Source organism: Kitasatospora sp. MAP5-34 (assembly GCF_029894335.1).
Classification (GTDB): Bacteria; Actinomycetota; Actinomycetes; order Streptomycetales; family Streptomycetaceae; genus Kitasatospora.
This window is the reverse complement of record NZ_JARXZC010000032.1, coordinates 58,622-78,108: the sequence shown is the minus strand read 5'-3', so window position 1 is coordinate 78,108 and position 19,487 is coordinate 58,622. Positions and strand designations below refer to the sequence as shown.

Here is a 19,487-nt window from a genome sequence, read left to right as displayed (position 1 = left end):
CCGATGGCACTCGACGAGCTGAAGGCGGCTCTCCCCGACTACGCCAAGGACCTCAAGCTCAACCTGAGCGCGGTGATCGGCAACTCCGACCTCCCCGCCCAGCAGCTCTGGGGCACCGTGCTCTCCTGCGCGATGGCCACCCGCAGCGCCTCGGTGCTGCGTGAGCTGGAGCCCGAGGCGAAGGCCAACCTGAGCCCGGCGGCGTACACCGCGGCCAAGGGCGCGGCGGCGATCATGGGGATGAACAACGTCTACTACCGGACGCTGCACCTGCTCTCCGACAAGGAGTACAGCGGGATGCGGGCCGGTCTGCGGATGAACATCATCGGCACGCCGGGCGTGGAGAAGGCCGACTTCGAGCTCTGGTGCTTCGCGGTCTCCGCGATCAACGGCTGCGGCCAGTGCCTCGACTCGCACGAGGCCGTCCTGCGCAAGGCCGGTGTCGAGCGCGAGGTCATCCAGGCGTCGATCAAGATCGCTGCGGTGCTGCAGGGCGTCGCCTCGGTCCTCGACGCCGAGGCACTGCTGGCGTAACGCGACAGGTACGAGCAAGAAGGCAGGGCACCTCGGTGCCCTGCCTTCTTGCTTGGGCTCGGTCAGACGGCGGCGTTCTCGCGGGCGGCCTCCATGGCCTCGAAGACCTCCTGCCCGGCGGCGTTGCGGCGGCGGAGGTGGGTGACCACGGTGTTGGTGACCGCGATCAGCGGTACGGCCACGATGGCGCCGCCGATCCCGCCGACGATCGAGCCGGCCGCCACGCCGAGGACCACGCCCAACGGGTGGACCCGGACGGCGCGGCCGAGGATCAGCGGCTGCAGCAGGTGCCCCTCGATCTGCTGGACCGCGATCAGGATGACCAGCACCATCAACGCGGTGAACGGCCCCTGCGTCACCAGCGCGATCAGGACCGCGATGGTGCCGGTGACCAGCGCGCCGACCAGCGGCACGAAGGCGCCCAGGAAGATGATCACGGCCAGCGGCAGGGCCAGCGACACGCCCAGCAGCTGGATGCCGATGCCGATGCAGAGCGCGTCGATGAAGGCCACGCAGACCGTGCCGCGTACGTACGCCGTGAGCGTCGCCCAGGCCTTCGGCCCGGCGCCCGCCATCGCGTAGCGCGAGTGCCTCGGCAGGCCGCGCAGCAGCCAGCTCCAGATCCTGGCTCCGTCGTAGAGCAGGAAGAACGTGGTGAAGCCCGCCAGCAGCATGCCGGTGAGCACCTCGACCGCGATCGTCACGCCGGTGAAGCCCAGTGACGTTATCTGCGCCGTGTTGGTGCCGATCGCCGTCGAGATCTGCTTGGCGAAGTCGATGATCTGCTGGTGGGTGAGGTGCAGCGGCCCGGTGACCAGCCAGTCGCGCAGCTGGCCGACACCGGCCTGCACCTTCACGGCGACAGAGTCGATGTTGGTGGTCACCTGCCAGATCACGAACCAGCCGACACCACAGATCCCCGCGAGCCCGCTCAGAAACGTTCCGGCAGCGGCCAGCGAGCGCGGCACCCCGTGCCGGCGCAGCCACGAGACGGTCGGCTCCAGCAGCGCCGAGATCAGCAGCCCGGCCAGCCCGGCGAAGGCGACCAGCCGCAGCATGTCGACCACCTGGAACACCAGGTAGAGCGCCGCCGCGAGCAGCAGCAGCCGCCAGGTCGACTCGGCGGCCACCCGCAGGCTCCAGGGCACGGCCTCGGCCGGCGTCGCCGGACGGCTCGGGTAGTACTCGCGGCCGGGCGGCGGCAGCGGACGGGGGCCGCTCGGCTCCGGCCCGGGCTCGAACCCGTCCACCTGGTCCGGACCCGGCGTGCCCCGGCCTACCGTTCCTGCCGTGGCCGCCACGTTGCTCACCGGCTCGGCCTCCTGTGTCTCGGCGGCCCTGAGCCGGTTCTCCATCGCGGTCTGTGTCCTGGACGCCAGTACCCCGGCCCAGGACACCGCCTTCAGCAGTTTCGCACCCCCTGCCATCTCCCTGCCCCACCGCTCCCGTCCGGCTGCCGCGCCGTGGTCTCACCACGGCCGTTCGGGATGACGCTACCCGCCCGGCGGGCGCCGACTCCGGTGGGTCGGGCAGCTGGCGGGCGAAATCCGTGACCGATGCCGTGGACATAACCGTCCGAATCATCCGGAATCATCTGGTTTCAGGCAGCACTTCGAGGGGGAGGAGACCGGTGCCACGGGACCATCTGCCGGCGGACCGGCCGGTGCCGGAGCACCCAGGACCCTCTCCGGCGCCCCGCGTCCGCACCCAGGACCGCCCCGCCCGCGAACGCGCCGGTCAGCGCGGTCCGGGTGGAGCGGCCCGCCTGGCGGCGGCAGCGGCAGGGCACGACGACGGCGAGGCCCCCGACCTGGGTCGGGGGCCTCGCCGTACGAAAGAGCTGTGGTGCCTAGTACCAGCTGTGCGCCTGCCAGAAGGACCACGCGCCGCACGGCGAGCCGTAGCGGTCGTTCATGTAGCCCAGGCCCCACTTGATCTGCGTAGCGGGGTTGGTACGCCAGTCGGAGCCGACCGAGGCCATCTTGGAGCCGGGCAGCGCCTGGACCAGGCCGTACGCGCCGGAGCCCGAGTTGGTGGCCGTGTAGTCCCAGCCGCTCTCACGCTTCACGATCTGGCTGAAGCACTGGAACTGAGTGCTGTCACCGACGATCGACGCGGCCAGGGCCTGGACCGAACCGGGGCTGACCGAGACCGGCGGCGGCGTGTCGGCGACCAGCGCGGAGCGCGCCTTGGCACGGTTCGCGGCCTCTTCGTCAGCCTTGCGCTTGTCGTCAGCGGCCTTGGCAGCCTTGTCCGCGTCGGACTTGGCCTGCGCGTCGGCGGCCGCCTTCTGACGGGCCGCCTCCTCGGCGGCCTTCTTGGCGGCTGCGTCGGCGGAGACCTGCTGGGCGTTGGCCTGCCGGACGAAGTTGTCGGTGACGACCTGCGTGTTGGCACCCGTCGGCACGTCGGCGAGCAGGGTTGCGCCTGCGACGTCGACCGTCGACACATGGGGGGCCTCGCTGCCCGAAGCCACACCCACGACGGCACCGACAGCGGTGACGGCGGTGGCAGAGGCCACGGCAACTCCCCGGACCGAGATCCGAGTCACATGGTTTCCTTCCAGCATCGCCCACGCGTGACCGTACGGGCGCAACATGCCCCCTGACACTGGCCTCCATGTGGTGCTGGTCACGGAAGGCACTGGCCCGCGCCGGACCGACGGGAGTCGGGACGACGTTTGGATCGGGCGGCGTACGGCTCATCGGTCTTCAGTTGTCCGCCCGCCGACCGGAGTTGCCGGGCGATTCGCACACACCGTCACCTTTCGGCGACTCGGGCTTCCGGAGGGAAGCCCTGTCACGCCGTACGCGGGGCCTGACAGAACCCTCACCATGCCGCACCGGGACGTGTCGACGCAATTCCCGGTTGCGTGGCGCATCTCACATTCTCGGACACCGGGGAGTTCGCCTGTTCGGCAGACAAATGACAGTCAGATGTGATGACGAAGGCGGGGCGCACCGTCCAACAGTGCGCCCCGCCTCGGGCATTGACCCTGTTATGCCCGGTTTGTCCTGCGGTTCAGCAGACCCGGGCCGGAGTTGGTCAGAGCTGGATGTCCTCCAGCATCTCGGTGACCAGTGCCGCGATCGGCGAGCGCTCCGAACGGGTCAGCGTGATGTGTGCGAACAGTGGATGCCCCTTCAGCTTCTCCACCACCGCCACCACGCCGTCGTACCGACCGACCCTCAGGTTGTCACGCTGCGCGACGTCGTGGGTGAGCACCACCCGCGAGCCCTGCCCGATCCGGGACAGCACGGTGAGCAGCACGTTCCGCTCCAGCGACTGCGCCTCGTCCACGATCACGAAGGCGTCGTGCAGCGAACGCCCCCGGATGTGGGTGAGCGGCAGCACCTCCAGCATCCCGCGCGAGATCACCTCCTCGATCACGTCGGGGGTGGTGACGGCGGAGAGGGTGTCGAAGACGGCCTGGGCCCAGGGGCTCATCTTCTCCGACTCGGAACCGGGCAGGTACCCCAACTCCTGGCCGCCGACCGCGTAGAGCGGGCGGAAGACCATCACCTTCCGGTGCTGCTGCCGCTCCAGCACGGCCTCCAGGCCGGCACAGAGCGCCAGCGCGGACTTACCGGTGCCGGCCCGGCCGCCCATCGAGACGATGCCGACCTCGGGGTCGAGCAGCAGATCCAGCGCGACCCGCTGTTCGGCACTGCGCCCCCGCAGCCCGAACGCCTCGCGGTCCCCGCGCACCAGCCGGACCCGGCCGTCGCCCGCCACCCGGCCCAGCGCCCGGCCGCGCTCCGAGGTGAGCACCAGACCGGTGTGGACGGGCAGATCCGCCGCGCCGTCGATCTCCACGGCTGCGTCGTGTCCCCCGGCGAACAGGGCGTCCACCTGGTCGCCGGCGACGTCCAGTTCGGACATACCCGTCCAGCCGGAGGTGATCGCGAGTTCGGCCCGGTACTCCTCCGCGAGCAGGCCGACCGCACTGGCCTTGATCCGCATCGGCAGGTCCTTGGAGACGACCGTGACGTCGTACCCCTCCGCCTGCAGGTTGCGGGCGACCGCCAGGATCCGGGTGTCCGCCTCACCCCCGCCGAGCCGGTACCCGGCCGGCAGCAACGAGGTGTCGGAGTGGTTGAGCTCCACCCGGATGCTGCCGCCGACCTCCCCCACCGGGATCGGCTCGTCGAGCCGCCCGTGCCGGACCCGGTAGTCGTCCAGCAGGCGCAGCGCCTGCCGGGCGAAGTACCCGAGCTCCGGATGATGCCGCTTGGCCTCCAACTCGGTGACCACCACCACCGGCAGGACGACCTCGTGCTCCTCGAAGCGCGTCATGGCGAGTGGGTCTGCCAGGAGCACGCTGGTGTCGAGAACGTACGTGCGCCGGTCTGGTGTCCGGCGGCTCTTCGAACTGACCACTAGGCCTCCAGAGCGGATGACCCTGCGTCACCCGCGGCATACCGGTCCCCGCGACCCCGGTGGCCGGGATACCGGTCTGACTGGGGTATTCCCAGGCGAACCGTCAGGCATGCCGCCGGCAGATCATTGTCAGCGAACGTTTACCTTCGCGCCCCTCGGAGGGCAACCACCAGGGGCGCGGGGAACTGCGCGAAACGGAAGGTACGGCGCCGCAGCCCGGGGCCGTCAGAGGCCGAGGCGGCGGTGGCGGAGCTGGTAGTCGCGCAGGGCGCGGAGGAAGTCGACCTTGCGGAAGGCCGGCCAGTACGCCTCGCAGAAGTAGAACTCGCTGTGGGCGCTCTGCCAGAGCAGGAAGCCCGAGAGGCGCTGCTCGCCGGAGGTGCGGATGACCAGGTCGGGGTCGGGCTGGCCCTTGGTGTAGAGGTGTTCGGCGATGTGCTCGACGTCGAGGATCTCGGCGAGCTCCTCGATCGAGGTGCCCCGGCCGGCGTGCTCCTGGAGGAGCGAGCGGACGGCGTCGGCGATCTCGTGCCGGCCGCCGTAGCCGACGGCGACGTTCACCGTGATGCCCTGGATGTGCGCGGTCGCCTGGGCGGCTTCCTTCAGGACGCCGGCGGTGTGCTCGGGCAGCAGGTCGAGCGCGCCGACCGGGTGGACCTTCCAGCGGCGGGTCTCGGCGAGGCCCCGGACGGTGTCCTCGATGATCCCGAGCAGCGGCACGAGTTCGTCGGCCGGCCGGGAGAGGTTGTCGGTGGAGAGCATCCAGAGGGTGACCACCTGGACGTGCGTCTCGTCGCACCAGCCCAGGAACTCGCTGATCTTGTCCGCGCCACGCTGGTGTCCGTAGGCGGTGGTGCCCCCGGTGGCCTTGGCCCAGCGGCGGTTCCCGTCGAGGATCACGCCGATGTGGTGCGGCGTCTCGGCCAGGTGGATCTCGACCCGGCGGCCGTACAGCCGGTAAGCGTTGTCCAGCAGGGTGCGGAGACCCGGCGTGCGCTCGACAACATCGCGCAGACCCATGATGTTCGGCCCCTCCGTGCTCGGTTCCCCGGGTGCGAAATACCCTCGCGCAGCCTACTCCCGCAGGACGCGGCACAGGAAAGCCGCTGGTACCGGGAGGGTCACGAACACCTCACGCAGCCGGACGATCGCACGTGGTGACCGTCACACCGGATTCGGATACGGAACGGTATCCGCTTCCTTAAATATCCCGTAAGCGGGCGGTCGGGTGCTTGACGCCCCCTATTGGTCTAGTCCAGCTTGAAACCGCGACCCCTCCCCCCATGCGGGGGCCGCCGCGCCCCCACCGCGACGGCCCCTCCTCTCCTCCTCCCCCACAGGAGCGCACCCATGGCCCGTACCCTGCACGCCCCGTCACACCGACGCCGCCGCACGACCGTTCCCGCCGTCCTCGCCGCCGGCACCACGGCCCTCGCCCTGGCCGGCACCGGCCTGGCCCTCTTCGCGGGCGGCGCGAGCGCGGCCGTCGGCAACCTGGTGACCAACGGCGGCTTCGAAACCGGAAACCTCTCCGGTTGGAGTTGCACCGGAACGGCGAGCGCCGTCACCTCCCCCGTGCACTCCGGCTCGTACGCCCTGAGCGCCACCCCGAGCAGCTCGGACACCGCGCAGTGCCAGCAGAGCGTCAGCGTGCTCCCGAACAGCAGCTACACGCTGAGCGGTTGGGTGCAGGGCCCGTACGTCTACCTGGGCGCCGGCGGGACGGGCGGCACCGACCCGAGCTCGTGGTCCAGCCAGAGCAGCTGGAACCAGCTCGGCAGCACCTTCACCACCGGGGCCAACACCACCAGCGTCACCCTCTATGTGCACGGCTGGTACGGCCAGGGCACGTACGGCGCGGACGACATCACGCTGACCGGCCCGACCGGCTCCGGCTCCCCGTCGCCGTCGTCCTCGCCGTCGTCGTCCCCTTCGTCCTCGCCGTCGTCCTCCGCTTCGCCCAGCAGCAGCCCGAGCTCCTCACCGAGCTCCTCGCCGAGCAGCAGCCCGAGCAGCAGCCCCAGTTCGAGTCCGAGTTCCAGCCCGACCGGCACCCCCACGCCGCCCGTGACCGGCCTGCCCGCGCACGCCGTCACCGGCTACTGGCAGAACTTCGACAACGGCGCGACCGACCAGAAGCTCAGGGACGTCCAGAGCGCGTACGACATCATCGCGGTCTCCTTCGCCGACGCGGACGCGACCAAGCCCGGCGGCATCACCTTCACGCTCGACTCGAAGCTGGCCACCGCGCTGGGCGGTTACACCGACGCCGACTTCAAGGCGGACATCGCCGCCAAGCACGCGGCGGGCAAGCGGGTCGTCCTGTCCGTCGGCGGGCAGAACGGCGCGATCACCGTCGGCGACGCCACCGCTGCGGCCAACTTCGCCAACAGCGCGTACTCGCTGATCCAGCAGTACGGCTTCGACGGCGTCGACATCGACCTGGAGAACGGTGTCAACGCCACGTACATGGCGCAGTCACTGCACACCCTGGCGGCCAAGGTCGGCTCGGGCTTCGTGCTGACGATGGCCCCGCAGACCATCGACATGTACCAGACCTCCGGCGGCTACTTCCAGCTCGCGCTGGCCACCAAGGACATCCTGACCGTCGTCAACACCCAGTTCTACAACTCGGGTTCGATGAACGGCTGTGACGGCAACGTCTACTCGCAGGGCACCGTCGACTTCATCACCAGCCAGGTCTGCACCCACATCCAGGGCGGCCTGCGGCCCGACCAGGTCGGCATCGGCGTCCCGGCGTCGGCCAGGGCGGCGGGCAGCGGCTACGTCTCCTCGACGGTCGTCGACAACGCGCTCGACTGCCTGGCCACCGGCACCCACTGCGGCACCTTCGTCCCGCCGGCCAAGTGGCCGACCATCCGGGGCGCGATGACCTGGTCCACCAACTGGGACGCGGCCAACGGCAACGACTTCTCCACCAACGTCGGCGCCCGCGTCCACGCGATGCCGTAACTCTCCCTCGTACTCTCCCCGTCGACTCGCCGGAGTCGCGTCGCGAGGCCCGCCGTACCGTCCAGGTAGGGCGGGCCTCCGCCCGTCTCCAGAGGTTTCAGGAGGCCGCCAGCACCGCGAGCAGGGCCCCGAGCAGCATGGCGGGGCCGAAGGCGAGCGAGTCGCCGCGCTTCGAGCGGCCGGTGAGCAGGAGGGCGGCGCCCCAGAGGGAGGCCAGCAGGAAGCCGTAGAAGAAGCCGGCCAGCGCGGTGTTCCAGCCGTACCAGCCGAGCACCGCGCCCAGTGAGGGCGCGAGTTTGGCGTCCCCGAAGCCGATCGGCGCGACCAGGGCGAGCGCGCCGTAGCACGCGCCGAACGCGAGCCCCGCGTACAGGCAGCACAGCAGCGCGCCCCCCTGATGCTCCGTCAGGAGTTCTGCCAGGACGAGCAGCGCGGCGGTGCCGAGGGCGAGCGGGAGGGTGAGCGCGTCCGGCAGCCGGAACACCGCCGCGTCGACGAAGCCCAGGACGACCCCGAACAGCCCGACCCAGGCGAGCACCAGCACCATCGGCCAGTACGTCACCTGCGAATGCATCACCGGTGACTGCATCCCCGGCGACTGGGCCACCGAACCGATGGCGGCACCGACCCCGGCCGCCGCCAGCTCGACCAGCCCCGGCGTGGGTCCGCCGCGCTCCTCGCACCCGGAGCAACTCCCGTTCGGCAGCAGCCAGTAGCGCCCACGCGGGCAGCAGACCCGCAGCGGCTCGCCGTACGGCACCGAATGCCGGGCGGCCACCGCCCGCAGCACGGGCGAAGCCAGCAGGCCCACCACCGCACCGGTCACCGCACCGATCATGACGCCCCCCTCCGCCCGTTTGCGCCGATCCTACGGACCGTACGATCTGCGGGCGAGCACGTCGGTGCTCCTGACCAGCCGCGCGAACACGGGGGATGCAGCAAATGGAGCCACTCGACGCCACCGACCCGGAGTCGATCGGCCCCTACCGGCTGGTGGCCAGGCTCGGCGCGGGCGGCATGGGCCGGGTGTACCTAGCGCGTTCGGCGGGCGGCCGGACCGTCGCCGTGAAGGTGGTGCGCCCGGAGCTGGCCCAGGACCCGGAGTTCCGGACCCGCTTCCGCCGCGAGGTCGCCGCCGCGCAGGCCGTGGACGGCGCGTACACCGCCCCGGTGGTGGACTCCGACCCCGAGTCGCCGACCCCCTGGCTGGCCACCGCGTACGTACTCGGCCCCTCACTGACCGACGCCGTGCAGCAGCACGGCCCGCTGCCCGAGCACTCGTGCCGGATCATCGGCGCGCGGCTCGCGGAGGCCCTGCGGGCCATCCACGGCGCCGGGTTGGTGCACCGCGACCTCAAGCCCTCGAACGTGCTGCTGGCCGCCGACGGCCCGCGCGTCATCGACTTCGGCATCGCCCGCGCGATGGACGGGGACAACCTCACCTCGACCGGGGTGGTGGTCGGCTCGCCCGGCTTCATGGCACCCGAGCAGGCGTCGGGGCTGGCGATGGGCCCGGCCGGCGACGTCTTCTCGCTGGGCTCGGTGCTGGTGTACGCGGCGACCGGGCACGGCCCGTTCGACAGCGCCTCCGGCGCGGCCGCGCAGCTCTACCGGGTGGTGCACGACCAGCCCGAGCTGTCCCAACTCCCGTCCGGCCTCCAGTCCGTGATCGCGGCCTGCCTGACCAAGGACCCGGCCCGCCGCCCGGACCCGACGCAGCTCGCCGCCATGCTGCTGCCCCCGGGCGCCCCGGTCTCGGGCGAGGACTGGCTGCCCGCGCCCGTCGCCTCCGCGCTGGCCCGGCACGCCTCCTCGGTGATGGACCTGGAGACCCCGAGCCGAGGCACCAGCGCCCCGCAGCCCGCGTACACGCCGACCGGCGTCAACCACCAGCCGTACCAGGCGCCACCGTCCCCGTACCAGGCACCACCCTTCCCCGGCAATCCCTACCAGGCCCAACCCGCCCCCGGCACGATGCAGTTGGGCCGTGCCTGGCCGCCGAACGCCGCCACCCCGTCGAAGTCGAAGGTCTCCCGGCGGGCGCTGCTCGCCGCAGGCGGCGGCGTGGCCGCGCTGGCCGCCGCCGGCGGCACCGCCTGGGCGCTGACCCGTCCCAAGCCGAAGCCCACGCCGGGCCCCGCCGTGAAGAAGGTCGTCAGCGCGCCGAAGCCGGTCTGGTCGTACCCCTCGACCGACTCGACCCAGGCCCAGCACCCGGCGCTCGTCCTGGGCAACTCGACCTACCTGACCGGCCGGGGACTCACCTCGCTCGACGCCGCCTCCGGCGCCGTCCGCTGGTCGAGGCCGGACCTGTTCCCCTCGGACGCCACGGTCGGCGCCGGCCAGTTGCTCATCCTCTCCCGGGGGGTGACCTCGATCGACCCGGCGACAGGCCGCGAGGGGTTCGGCTCGCTCGTCGCATGGGGCTCCGACCACAAGGTCATCAACGTGACCAAGATCCTGGCGGTGGACGACAACGCGGTCTATCTCAAGGTGCTGGTCACCCCGGAGTACCAGACCGGCGGCGACCAGATGGTGCTGGCGCTCCGCGACACCATGCTCATCAAGGCCTGGGCCCAGCCCGACCAGGACGACGCGGCCAGCATCGCCACCGGCCGGGTCACCGGCTCGACGCTGCTGCACAGCTCCGGCAAGTCCGGCATCGTCGCCCGGGACACCAAGGACGGCCACCAGCTCTGGCAGACCGACACCGGCAACCTGGACCCGTGGCCGATCTGGTGCGACGACAAGCGGCTCTACTGCATGATCGAGGACTCCGACCTGCAGGCCGTCGGGCTGGCCGACGGCAAGCAGCAGTGGCGGATCAAGTCCACCGTCGGCCGCTTCACCCCCGTCCTCGCCTCGAACGACGTGATCTACACCTCCGACGGCAAGGAGGCCATCGGCGCCTTCGAGGCGGCGACCGGCAGACCGATCTGGTCCTGCCCGCTGCCCAAGCAGCCGAGCCTGACCAGCGCACCCGTACTGGTCGGCAGCACCCTCTTCGTCCCCGGCGACTACGGCATGGGGGTGCACGCGATCGACGCCCGCTCGGGCGTCCTGAAATGGACATTCCAGGACGATTCCAACCCCGGAACCTACAACGACTGGTACCTGAGCACCGACGGCAACCTGGCCTTCGCCCGGCTGGGCACGATCACCTACGGACTGCAGAGCTGACGGGCCCGCCGGCCTGACACCGCTCCTGACCCGATGCCGCTCCTCACCTGACGACGTGTGTCCGATCGCACGAGGAGATCAGGGTCGGCGCGCCGTAAAGTGTCGTGACATGCAGGTGATCCAGTCCAGCAAGCTCGCCAATGTCTGTTACGACATCCGTGGCCCGGTGCTCGACGAGGCGATGCGTCTGGAGGACCAGGGGCATCGCATCCTCAAGCTGAACACCGGCAACCCCGCCGTGTTCGGGTTCGAGGCGCCCCCGGAGATCCTGCAGGACATCCTGCGGAACCTCTCCACCGCGCACGGTTACGGGGACTCCAAGGGCCTGCTCTCCGCGCGCCGCGCGGTGGTCATGCACTACGAGGAGCGCGGCGTGCCCGGGCTCACGGTGGAGGACGTCTTCCTCGGCAACGGGGTCTCCGAGCTGATCCAGCTCGCCATGACGGCGCTGCTGGACGACGGCGACGAGGTGCTCGTCCCGGCGCCGGACTACCCGCTCTGGACGGCCTCGGTCAGCCTGGCCGGCGGCACGGCGGTGCACTACCGCTGCGACGAGCAGTCCGAGTGGTACCCGGACCTCGCGGACATCGAGGCCAAGGTCACCGACCGGACCCGCGCCATCGTGGTGATCAACCCCAACAACCCCACCGGCGCGGTCTACCCGCGCGAGATCCTCGAAGGCATCGTCGAGATCGCCCGCCGCAACAAGCTGGTGGTCTACGCGGACGAGATCTACGACAAGATCCTCTACGACGACGCGGTGCACATCCCGCTCGCGACGCTGGCCCCCGACCTCTTCTGCGTCACCTTCAACGGCCTGTCCAAGTCCTACCGGGTGGCCGGCTTCCGCTCGGGCTGGATGGTGCTCTCCGGCGACCGGCACCGGGCCCGCAGCTACATCGAGGGCCTGACCGTGCTGGCCTCGATGCGGCTCTGCGCCAACATGCCCGCGCAGCACGCGGTGGCGGCGGCGCTCGGCGGGCGGCAGTCGATCAAGGACCTGGTGCTGCCGGGCGGGCGGCTGCTGGCGTCCCGCAACGCGGCGTACCAGCTGCTGAACGAGATCCCGGGCGTGAGCTGCGTGAAGCCGATGGGCGCGCTCTACGCCTTCCCGAGGCTCGACCCGCAGGTGTACAAGATCAAGGACGACGCCCGGATGGTCCTCGACCTGCTCCGGGCGCAGCGCATCCTGATCGTCCAGGGCACCGGTTTCAACTGGACCGAGCCCGACCACTTCCGGCTGGTCACCCTCCCGCGCCCGGAGGAGATCACCGACGCGGTCACCCGTATCGGTGATTTCCTCAGCGGCTACGTCCAGCCGTAGGGCAACCGCGTAACGGCCGGAGCCCCGGTCCGGACGGCTCCTCCCGGTCGGGGAGAGGTCGTCCGGCCGGGGCTCCGGCCGTCAGCGGTTACGGACTAGCCGAGCCGCTTGACGAGCGCGCGGTACTCGTCCCACAGCTCGGTGGGGGTGTGCTCGCCGAAGAGCTCCAGGTGCGCCGGCACCAGGGCCGCCTCCTGGCGCCAGATGCCGGCGTCCACGGTGAGCAGCAGGTCGAGGTCGTCCTGCGAGAGGCCGAGGCCGTCCAGGTCGAGCGAGGACTGCTCGGGCAGCACGCCGATCGGCGTGTCGACGCCGGCCGCGGTGCCCTCCAGGCGGTCCACGATCCACTTCAGGACGCGGCTGTTCTCGCCGTAGCCCGGCCACACGAACTTGCCCGCGCTGTTCTTGCGGAACCAGTTCACGTAGTAGATCTTCGGGAGCTTGGTCGCGTCGGCCTGCGCGCCCAGCTTCAGCCAGTGGCCGAAGTAGTCGCCCATGTTGTAGCCGCAGAACGGCAGCATCGCGAACGGGTCGCGGCGCAGCTCGCCGACGGTGCCCTCGGCGGCGGCGGTCTTCTCCGAGGCGATGTTCGAGCCCAGGAAGACGCCGTGCTGCCAGTCGAAGGACTCGGTGACCAGCGGGACGGCGGTGGCGCGGCGGCCGCCGAACAGGATGGCCGAGATCGGCACACCCGCCGGGTCCTCCCACTCGGGCGCGATGGTCGGGCACTGCGCGGCGGGGACGGCGAACCGGGCGTTCGGGTGGGCGGCGGGGGTGCCGCTCTCCGGCGTCCAGTCGTTGCCGCGCCAGTCGGTCAGGTGCGCCGGGGGCTCCTCGGTGAGGCCCTCCCACCAGACGTCACCGTCGTCGGTCAGCGCGACGTTGGTGAAGACGGTGTTGCTGTGCAGCGTCTCGATGGCGTTGGCATTGGTGTCCACGCCGGTGCCCGGGGCTACGCCGAAGAAGCCGGCCTCCGGGTTGATGGCGTAGAGCCGGCCGTCGGCGCCGAAGCGCATCCAGGCGATGTCGTCGCCGATCGTCTCGACCTTCCAGCCCGGGATGGTGGGCTGGAGCATCGCGAGGTTGGTCTTGCCGCACGCGGACGGGAAGGCCGCGGTGACGTACTTGACCTCGCCGGACGGCGGGGTGAGCTTGAGGACGAGCATGTGCTCGGCCAGCCAGCCCTCGTCACGGGCCATCGTGGAGGCGATCCGCAGCGCGTAGCACTTCTTGCCGAGCAGGGCGTTGCCGCCGTAGCCGGAGCCGAAGGACCAGATCTCGCGGGTCTCCGGGAAGTGCGAGATGTACTTGGTGGTGTTGCACGGCCACGGCACGTCCGCCTGGCCCTCGGTCAGCGGGGCGCCGACGGTGTGCACGGCCTTGACGAACTCGCCGTCCTCGCCGAGCTGGTCGATGACCGCCTGGCCCATCCGGGTCATCACGCGCATCGAGACGGCGACGTACGCGGAGTCGGTGATCTCGACGCCGTACGCGGCCAGCGGGGAGCCGACCGGGCCCATCGAGAACGGCACGACGTACATCGTGCGGCCCTTCATGGCGCCCTTGAACAGGCCGTTCGCGCCGCTGAACAGCTCCCGCATCTCGGCGGGGGCCTTCCAGTTGTTGGTGGGGCCCGCGTCCTTCTCCTGCTCGGAGCAGATGTAGGTACGGTCCTCGACGCGCGCCACGTCCGTGGGGTCCGAGGCGGCGTAGTAGGAGTTCGGGCGCTTCTCCTCGTTCAGCTTGGTGAAGGTGCCCTGGGCGACGAGCAGGTCGGCGAGGCGCTGGTACTCCTCGTCCGAGCCGTCACACCACTCGATGCGGTCCGGCTGGGTCAGCTCCGCGATCTCGCTCACCCAGGCCAGCAGACGCTTGTGGCGGGTGGGCGCGGATGCGCTGAGAGCAGAGTTCTCGTACGACACGATCGCTCCGTTTCACGCCGTCTCGGCTATGAGACGGCGACGCGGGGGGTTGAGGGTGCTTGCAGCGTAGCTCCGCCATACGGGTCGGAACACGGCACCTTGGCGGTTTTGGCACCACTTTTGCACCTTACTGTCGAATTACCAGCGAGTAACAAGGCGCTCCGGTCCCTGTTCAACCCTTCAAGAAACCGACCCGAATACTCCAGAACGTCTAAAAGTGACGAGGCCCACTTCCTACTTCGCAGTAACCTACGGTTCCGTAGGTAGCATGTCCGTCATGACTGCGGACCAGAGCAAGGCCGCCGGAGCCCCGGCCCTCGTCGTCTCGGATGCCCCTGCCGCCTCGGACGCACCTGCCGTCCCGAAGGCGCTGGCCGTCTCCGATGCCCTCGACACGTTCGTCAAACCGAAGTGGCGCGGCTGGCTGCACGCGGGCATGTTCCCGGCCTCCGTCGCGGCGGGGATCGTGCTGATCTGCCTGGCCGACTCGACCTCGGCCAGAATCGCCTGCGCCATCTACTCGGTCAGCGCCTGGCTGCTGTTCGGCGTGAGCGCGGTCTACCACCGCTTCGACTGGGGACCGCGCGGCGACGCGGTGCTGCGCCGGCTCGACCACGCGAACATCTTCCTGATCATCGCGGGGTCCTACACCCCGTTCACCATCCTGCTGCTGGACGGCGGCAAGCGGGACGTCCTGCTCTGGCTGGTCTGGGGCGGCGCGCTCGCGGGCATCGCCTTCCGGGTCTTCTGGGTCGGTGCCCCGCGCTGGCTCTACACACCCTGCTACCTCGCGCTGGGCTGGGCCGCCGTCTTCTTCCTACCGGACTTCCTGCGGACCGGCGGCGTCGCCGTGATCACGCTGATGGTCATCGGCGGACTGCTCTACAGCGCGGGCGGCGTGGTCTACGGCCTGAAGCGGCCGAACCCGTCACCGCGCTGGTTCGGCTTCCACGAGGTCTTCCACGCCTTCACCCTGGGGGCGTTCATCGTGCAGTACGTCGGCGTCTCACTGATTGCCTACAGCGCGACCCGCTGAGCCCGGCCCCGATCCGGCCAAACCCGATGCCGCTGGACCCGCGCCGGCCGAACGCGAGCCCGAACCTGCTGAGTCCGAACCTGCCGAACCCGATCCTGCTGAGGCGGCCCGCGCTTCCAGCTGTTCCCTGGCCCGGCGGCAACGCTCGCAGTGCGCCGCCGCCGGGCCCTCGGCGGCCGACCTGACCCGGGCCTTGGCGCGGAACCGGCGCGCGACGTGTGCCATCACCAGCAGCACCTCCACCGCCGCCACCGCCCAGACCAGCCTGGACCCGCCGACCAGATAGGCCGCGACCACGGCCAGCGCGGCCGACACCCCCGCCACCGCCGTCCCGACCTGGACGCGGTGGAGTCCACCGTCCGTCATCGCTACCCCCTCACGACCGCACAGCCGAGTGAGACATCCTCTCAGCTGAGCGTGCCACGGGCACCAGCCCGGGTGGGCGAACGCCGGATCAACGCTCCATCAATTCTCGGCACCAGCGATCACACGGGAACTGCGCGGACGCACGACCCTTGGGGGAGAAGGGCAGCGGCCCGGTGGTCCGTGGACCACCGGGCCGCCGAACACGCGGGCGCCGAGGTCAGCCCCGGGCGCGGCGGCGGACGGCCAGGCCCGCCCCCGCCAGCGCGGTGACGCCCAGCGCGGCCGCCCCCGTGAGCAGCGGCAACGCGCTGTCGGAGGGTCCGGCCGGTGCCGCGTTCAGCTCGAAGCCGCCGCCCAGACCCGCCTTGTCGTACGCCGAGCCGGCAGCTTGTCGCCGTACCGCTGGTGCACCAGCTTCTGGTACGCGGCCAGGCTCACCCCGCCCGCACCGACCGAGCGGCGCGCCTCGTCGTCCAGCGGCAGCACCCGGCCGCCGCGCAGCACGTACCAGGCGTTCAACTGCGGCTCACGGAGCGCAGGGCCGCCGGGCGCAGGATTCGCTTCACCCCCGGCCTGAAGGCCGGAGCACTGCGAATAGTTCCGGTAGAAGAGTCCGCCGACGAGGGATCGGGCCTCCTGCTCTCAGCCGGTCAGGTCCAGGGTCAGGCAGTCCTGGACCGGCTGGTAACCGAGCTTCTGGTAGATCGAGTTACTGGTCGGGTTGGCCAGGTCGGTGTAGAGCAGCACCTCGCGCGCGCCCTGCGCGAGGGCGTGGGCCGAGACTGCCGCGACCAGCGCGCTCGCGTAGCCCCGGCCGCGCAGCTCGGGTGGCGTGTAGACCGGGCCGATCCGGGACATGCCGGCGATCACCGGGCTGACTCCGGCGAAGGACACCGGCCGCCCGGCGCCGTCCTCCCAGAGGCCGTCCTCCCAGAGGCCGTCCTCCCAGAGATACAGCGAACCGTCGGCGGTCCGCTGGTCGACCACGGATCCGTGCTCCGTGTGGACGGCGACATTGATGTCGGCCATGAAGGCGTCGTACCAGGAGATCATCAGCGCCCGGTCGGCCTCGGTGACCGGGCGGGCCCGGCCGGCGGGGGCCGGGTCCGGCGCGGCCAATTCGCCGAGCCGGTACATCCGTTCGTTGGCGCGGACGGTCGGCCTGGTCCCGGATCTGTTCCCCCAGACCCATCCGAAAGCCTCGACGGGCACCTTGCCACCCCGGACCCCGGTCACCGGCGCGCCGTCCGCGAGCAGCTCGGAGGCCAGGTGAGCGGCGGCGACCGCCGACATCCGGCCGAGCGCCGGCCCGAACGGCGGCGTCTGCAGGAACGCACCCTCGACCAGGCCCTCCGGCGCTTGCTGCCACCAGCCGAAGCGGGGCGTGCCCGACCCGAAGGCGTGCGGGCCGACCCGGCCGAGCCGGTCCACGATGGTGAGCAGCACGGTGTTCTCGGCGGGGTGAGCCGCGAGGAAGTCGCCCGCCGCAGCGTGGAATTCGTCCAGGGAGGTGCTCAGAGTCCAGGCCATGCCACATCGTGTCCGACCACCGGCGCCCGGCGCACCCGGATTTCCGTCAGCTCCGGACGCCCAGGCTCGCCGCCAGCACCGCCCGGTCCGCCGTCGGGGCGTCGCAGGTGAAGTGGCGGCAGACGTACGCGGCGGGGCGGCCGTCCAGTAGCGGGCGATCGGCGAGCAGCGGAACGTCCGTCGCACCGGGCTCGCCGAGCGCGACGACCGCGCCGGGGGCGGTGGCGAGCAGGGCGATGCGGTGCAGTTCGGCGGTGGCCGGGTCGGCAGCGGGGCCGACCACCGCCACCTCGCGCGGGCCGTCGGCGAGTGCCTCGGCGGCGGCCAGGCCCCAGCCGACGAAGCGCGCAGCCCGCGCGGCAAGCGCTCCGACGATCCCGAGGGCGCGTTCGGCGGCGGTGCGGTGCAGGGCCGATCCGGTGTAGGCGGCGTACGTGAGCAGGGCGTTGGCGGCGGCCGTCCAGCCGGAGGGCGTCGCGTTGTCGGTCGGGTCCTGTGGTCGGCGGATCAGCTGTTCGGCGTCATCTGCGGTGTCATACAAGGCGCCTGACGAATCGTCAACGAAATGCACCAATACCGTGTCGAGCAGTCCGCCCGCCAGTCCGAGCCACTCGCTGTCGCCCGTGACGGCGTACAGGGCGAGGAAGCCCTCGGCGGTGTCGGCGTAGTCCTCCAGGACCCCGGCATTGGTACCGGCCCGGCCGTCACGCGAGGTGCGCAGCAGCCTGCCCTCGGGGGTGAGATGGACGGCGAGCAGCAGGTCCGCCGCGCGGACCGCCGCGTCCAGCAGGTCCGGGCGGTCCAGCAGCGCGCCGGTCTCGGCGAGGGCGGCGATGGCCAGGCCGTTCCAGGCGGCGACCACCTTGTCGTCCCGGGCCGGGGCGGGCCGCTCGGCGCGGGCGGCGAGCAGCCGGGCCCGGATGCGCGCGTACGCCGCCGGATCGGCCGGGTCGGCGGGCAGCTGGAGCACGGAGCTGCCGCGCTCGAACGTGCCGGTGACATCGAAGAGTTGGACGGCGAGCGCGCCGTCCGCCGCGCCCAGGACCTCGGTCAGCTGCTCGGGCGTCCAGGCGTAGTAGGCGCCCTCGGTGGACTTCCCGGTGGCCGGGTCGAGGCTGTCCGCGTCCCGCGCGGAGGCGAACCCGCCCTCTGGCGTGCGGAGTTCACGCAGCAGGAAGTCGGCGGTCTCCAGCGCGATCCGCCGGGCCTGCTCGCCGCCGGTGGCCCGCCACAGGTGCAGGTAGACCCGGAGCAGCAGAGCGTTGTCGTACAACATCTTCTCGAAGTGCGGCACCACCCAGTCGGCGTCCACCGAGTAGCGGGCGAAGCCGCCGCCGAGCTGGTCGTAGATACCGCCCCGGGCCATCGCCTCACAGGTCCGCTCGGCCATCAGCAGCGCGGCCTCGTTTCCGGTGCGGGCGTGGTGCCTGAGCAGGAACTCGACCGTCATGGACGGCGGGAACTTGGGCGCACCGCCGAACCCGCCACGCTTGTCGTCGAAGCTGCGGCCGAGCCCGGCCAGCGCCTGCCCGAGGTCGGCCTCGGCCGGCGGATGCTGAGCGCCCGCGCCGTACACCGAGGCACGCTCGGCCAGATCGGCCCGGATCCGGGCCGCGACCTCGCCGACCTCGTCCGGCCGCTCCCGCCAGGCCGCGTTGACACCCTCCAGCACCTGCCGGAACCCGGGCATCCCGTGCCGGGGCTCGGGCGGGAAATAGGTGCCGAAGTAGAACGGGTCCTTGTCAGGGGTCAGGAAGACCGTCATCGGCCACCCGCCCTGCCCGGTGGCGGCCTGCACCGCCTCCATGTACACGGCGTCGACGTCCGGCCGTTCCTCGCGGTCCACCTTGACGGCCACGAAGTGCTCGTTGGCGTACGCGGCGAGGGCCTCGTCCTCGAAGGACTCATGGGCCATCACATGACACCAGTGGCAGGCGGCGTACCCCACACTCAGCAGCACCGGCACTCCCCGGCGCTCGGCCTCGGCAAAAGCCTCGGGCCCCCAGGGCCACCAGTCCACGGGGTTCTCGGCGTGCTGCAACAGGTACGGGGAGGTGGCATCGGCCAGGCGGTTCACCATGTGGGCAGTATCGCAGCACCGGCCGTGGAAACCTCGAAACCGGAACGGACTGGTGGGGTCGGTGCCAGCCGGTCGATCCGTGCGGTCCCGCCGCACGCGCCGCGGCTGCGGAGTCGAGCGGCACAGCAATCCCCATCACCCCCCTTCTTGTGCAAGTGACAA

At 71.1% G+C, this 19,487-nt stretch carries 14 protein-coding genes; 5 read left to right on the top strand and 9 right to left on the bottom strand.

From position 1 onward, the window contains the following. Window positions 1-3: 3 nt before the first annotated feature. Window positions 4-534 (top strand): alkyl hydroperoxide reductase, encoded by a 531-nt coding sequence (locus P3T29_RS23840; protein WP_280718643.1) that lies wholly within the window; start codon window positions 4-6, stop codon window positions 532-534. 62 nt (window positions 535-596) lie between these two features. On the opposite strand, the gene P3T29_RS23835 is transcribed toward P3T29_RS23840, so the two are convergent. The 4 genes from P3T29_RS23835 to P3T29_RS23820 form a co-directional block, all read right to left on the bottom strand. After that, window positions 597-1,961 carry an AI-2E family transporter gene (locus P3T29_RS23835; protein ID WP_280718642.1) on the bottom strand — a complete coding sequence of 455 codons (1,365 nt, stop codon included), beginning with the start codon at window positions 1,959-1,961 and terminating at the stop codon, window positions 597-599. A 422-nt stretch (window positions 1,962-2,383) separates the two neighbouring features. Beyond that, a complete protein-coding gene (locus P3T29_RS23830; protein ID WP_280718641.1) occupies window positions 2,384-3,103 on the bottom strand; it encodes a transglycosylase SLT domain-containing protein in 720 nt (239 codons plus the stop codon). 476 nt (window positions 3,104-3,579) lie between these two features. After that, entirely contained in the window at window positions 3,580-4,914 is a 1,335-nt protein-coding gene (locus P3T29_RS23825; RefSeq protein ID WP_280718640.1) for a PhoH family protein, read from the bottom strand. A gap of 225 nt (window positions 4,915-5,139) precedes the next feature. Further along, window positions 5,140-5,934: an isoprenyl transferase gene (locus P3T29_RS23820; protein ID WP_280718639.1), complete on the bottom strand. Its 795-nt coding sequence runs from the start codon at window positions 5,932-5,934 to the stop codon at window positions 5,140-5,142. A gap of 330 nt (window positions 5,935-6,264) precedes the next feature. On the opposite strand from P3T29_RS23820, the gene P3T29_RS23815 reads away from it, so the two are divergent. Further along, window positions 6,265-7,887 (top strand): glycosyl hydrolase family 18 protein, encoded by a 1,623-nt coding sequence (locus tag P3T29_RS23815; protein WP_280718638.1) that lies wholly within the window; start codon window positions 6,265-6,267, stop codon window positions 7,885-7,887. Window positions 7,888-7,984: 97 nt separating this feature from the next. Here P3T29_RS23815 and P3T29_RS23810 read toward each other — a convergent pair whose 3' ends face one another. After that, the gene (locus P3T29_RS23810) at window positions 7,985-8,725 is read right to left on the bottom strand and encodes an A24 family peptidase (protein WP_280718637.1); all 741 of its coding nucleotides are present in this window, start codon (window positions 8,723-8,725) and stop codon (window positions 7,985-7,987) included. Between the two features lie 104 nt (window positions 8,726-8,829). Here P3T29_RS23810 and P3T29_RS23805 point away from each other — a divergent pair, with 104 nt between their 5' ends. Together P3T29_RS23805 and P3T29_RS23800 are read left to right on the top strand one after the other, a co-directional pair. Next, window positions 8,830-11,067: a serine/threonine-protein kinase gene (locus P3T29_RS23805; RefSeq protein ID WP_280718635.1), complete on the top strand. Its 2,238-nt coding sequence runs from the start codon at window positions 8,830-8,832 to the stop codon at window positions 11,065-11,067. A gap of 109 nt (window positions 11,068-11,176) precedes the next feature. Further along, window positions 11,177-12,391, top strand: coding sequence for a pyridoxal phosphate-dependent aminotransferase (locus tag P3T29_RS23800; RefSeq protein ID WP_280718633.1), 1,215 nt, complete (start codon window positions 11,177-11,179; stop codon window positions 12,389-12,391). A gap of 95 nt (window positions 12,392-12,486) precedes the next feature. On the opposite strand, the gene P3T29_RS23795 is transcribed toward P3T29_RS23800, so the two are convergent. Further along, window positions 12,487-14,313: a phosphoenolpyruvate carboxykinase (GTP) gene (locus P3T29_RS23795; RefSeq protein WP_280718632.1), complete on the bottom strand. Its 1,827-nt coding sequence runs from the start codon at window positions 14,311-14,313 to the stop codon at window positions 12,487-12,489. A 277-nt stretch (window positions 14,314-14,590) separates the two neighbouring features. On the opposite strand from P3T29_RS23795, the gene P3T29_RS23790 reads away from it, so the two are divergent. Continuing rightward, on the top strand, window positions 14,591-15,349 hold the full coding sequence (locus tag P3T29_RS23790; protein ID WP_280718631.1) for a hemolysin III family protein: 759 nt from the start codon (window positions 14,591-14,593) through the stop codon (window positions 15,347-15,349). A gap of 702 nt (window positions 15,350-16,051) precedes the next feature. Here P3T29_RS23790 and P3T29_RS23785 read toward each other — a convergent pair. The 3 genes from P3T29_RS23785 to P3T29_RS23775 form a co-directional block, all read right to left on the bottom strand. Next, window positions 16,052-16,234, bottom strand: coding sequence for a hypothetical protein (locus P3T29_RS23785; RefSeq protein WP_280718630.1), 183 nt, complete (start codon window positions 16,232-16,234; stop codon window positions 16,052-16,054). A gap of 123 nt (window positions 16,235-16,357) precedes the next feature. Further along, a complete protein-coding gene (locus P3T29_RS23780) occupies window positions 16,358-17,245 on the bottom strand; it encodes a GNAT family N-acetyltransferase (RefSeq protein WP_280718629.1) in 888 nt (295 codons plus the stop codon). A gap of 46 nt (window positions 17,246-17,291) precedes the next feature. After that, on the bottom strand, window positions 17,292-19,325 hold the full coding sequence (locus P3T29_RS23775; protein WP_280718628.1) for a thioredoxin domain-containing protein: 2,034 nt from the start codon (window positions 19,323-19,325) through the stop codon (window positions 17,292-17,294). Between the last annotated feature and the right edge of the window lie 162 nt (window positions 19,326-19,487).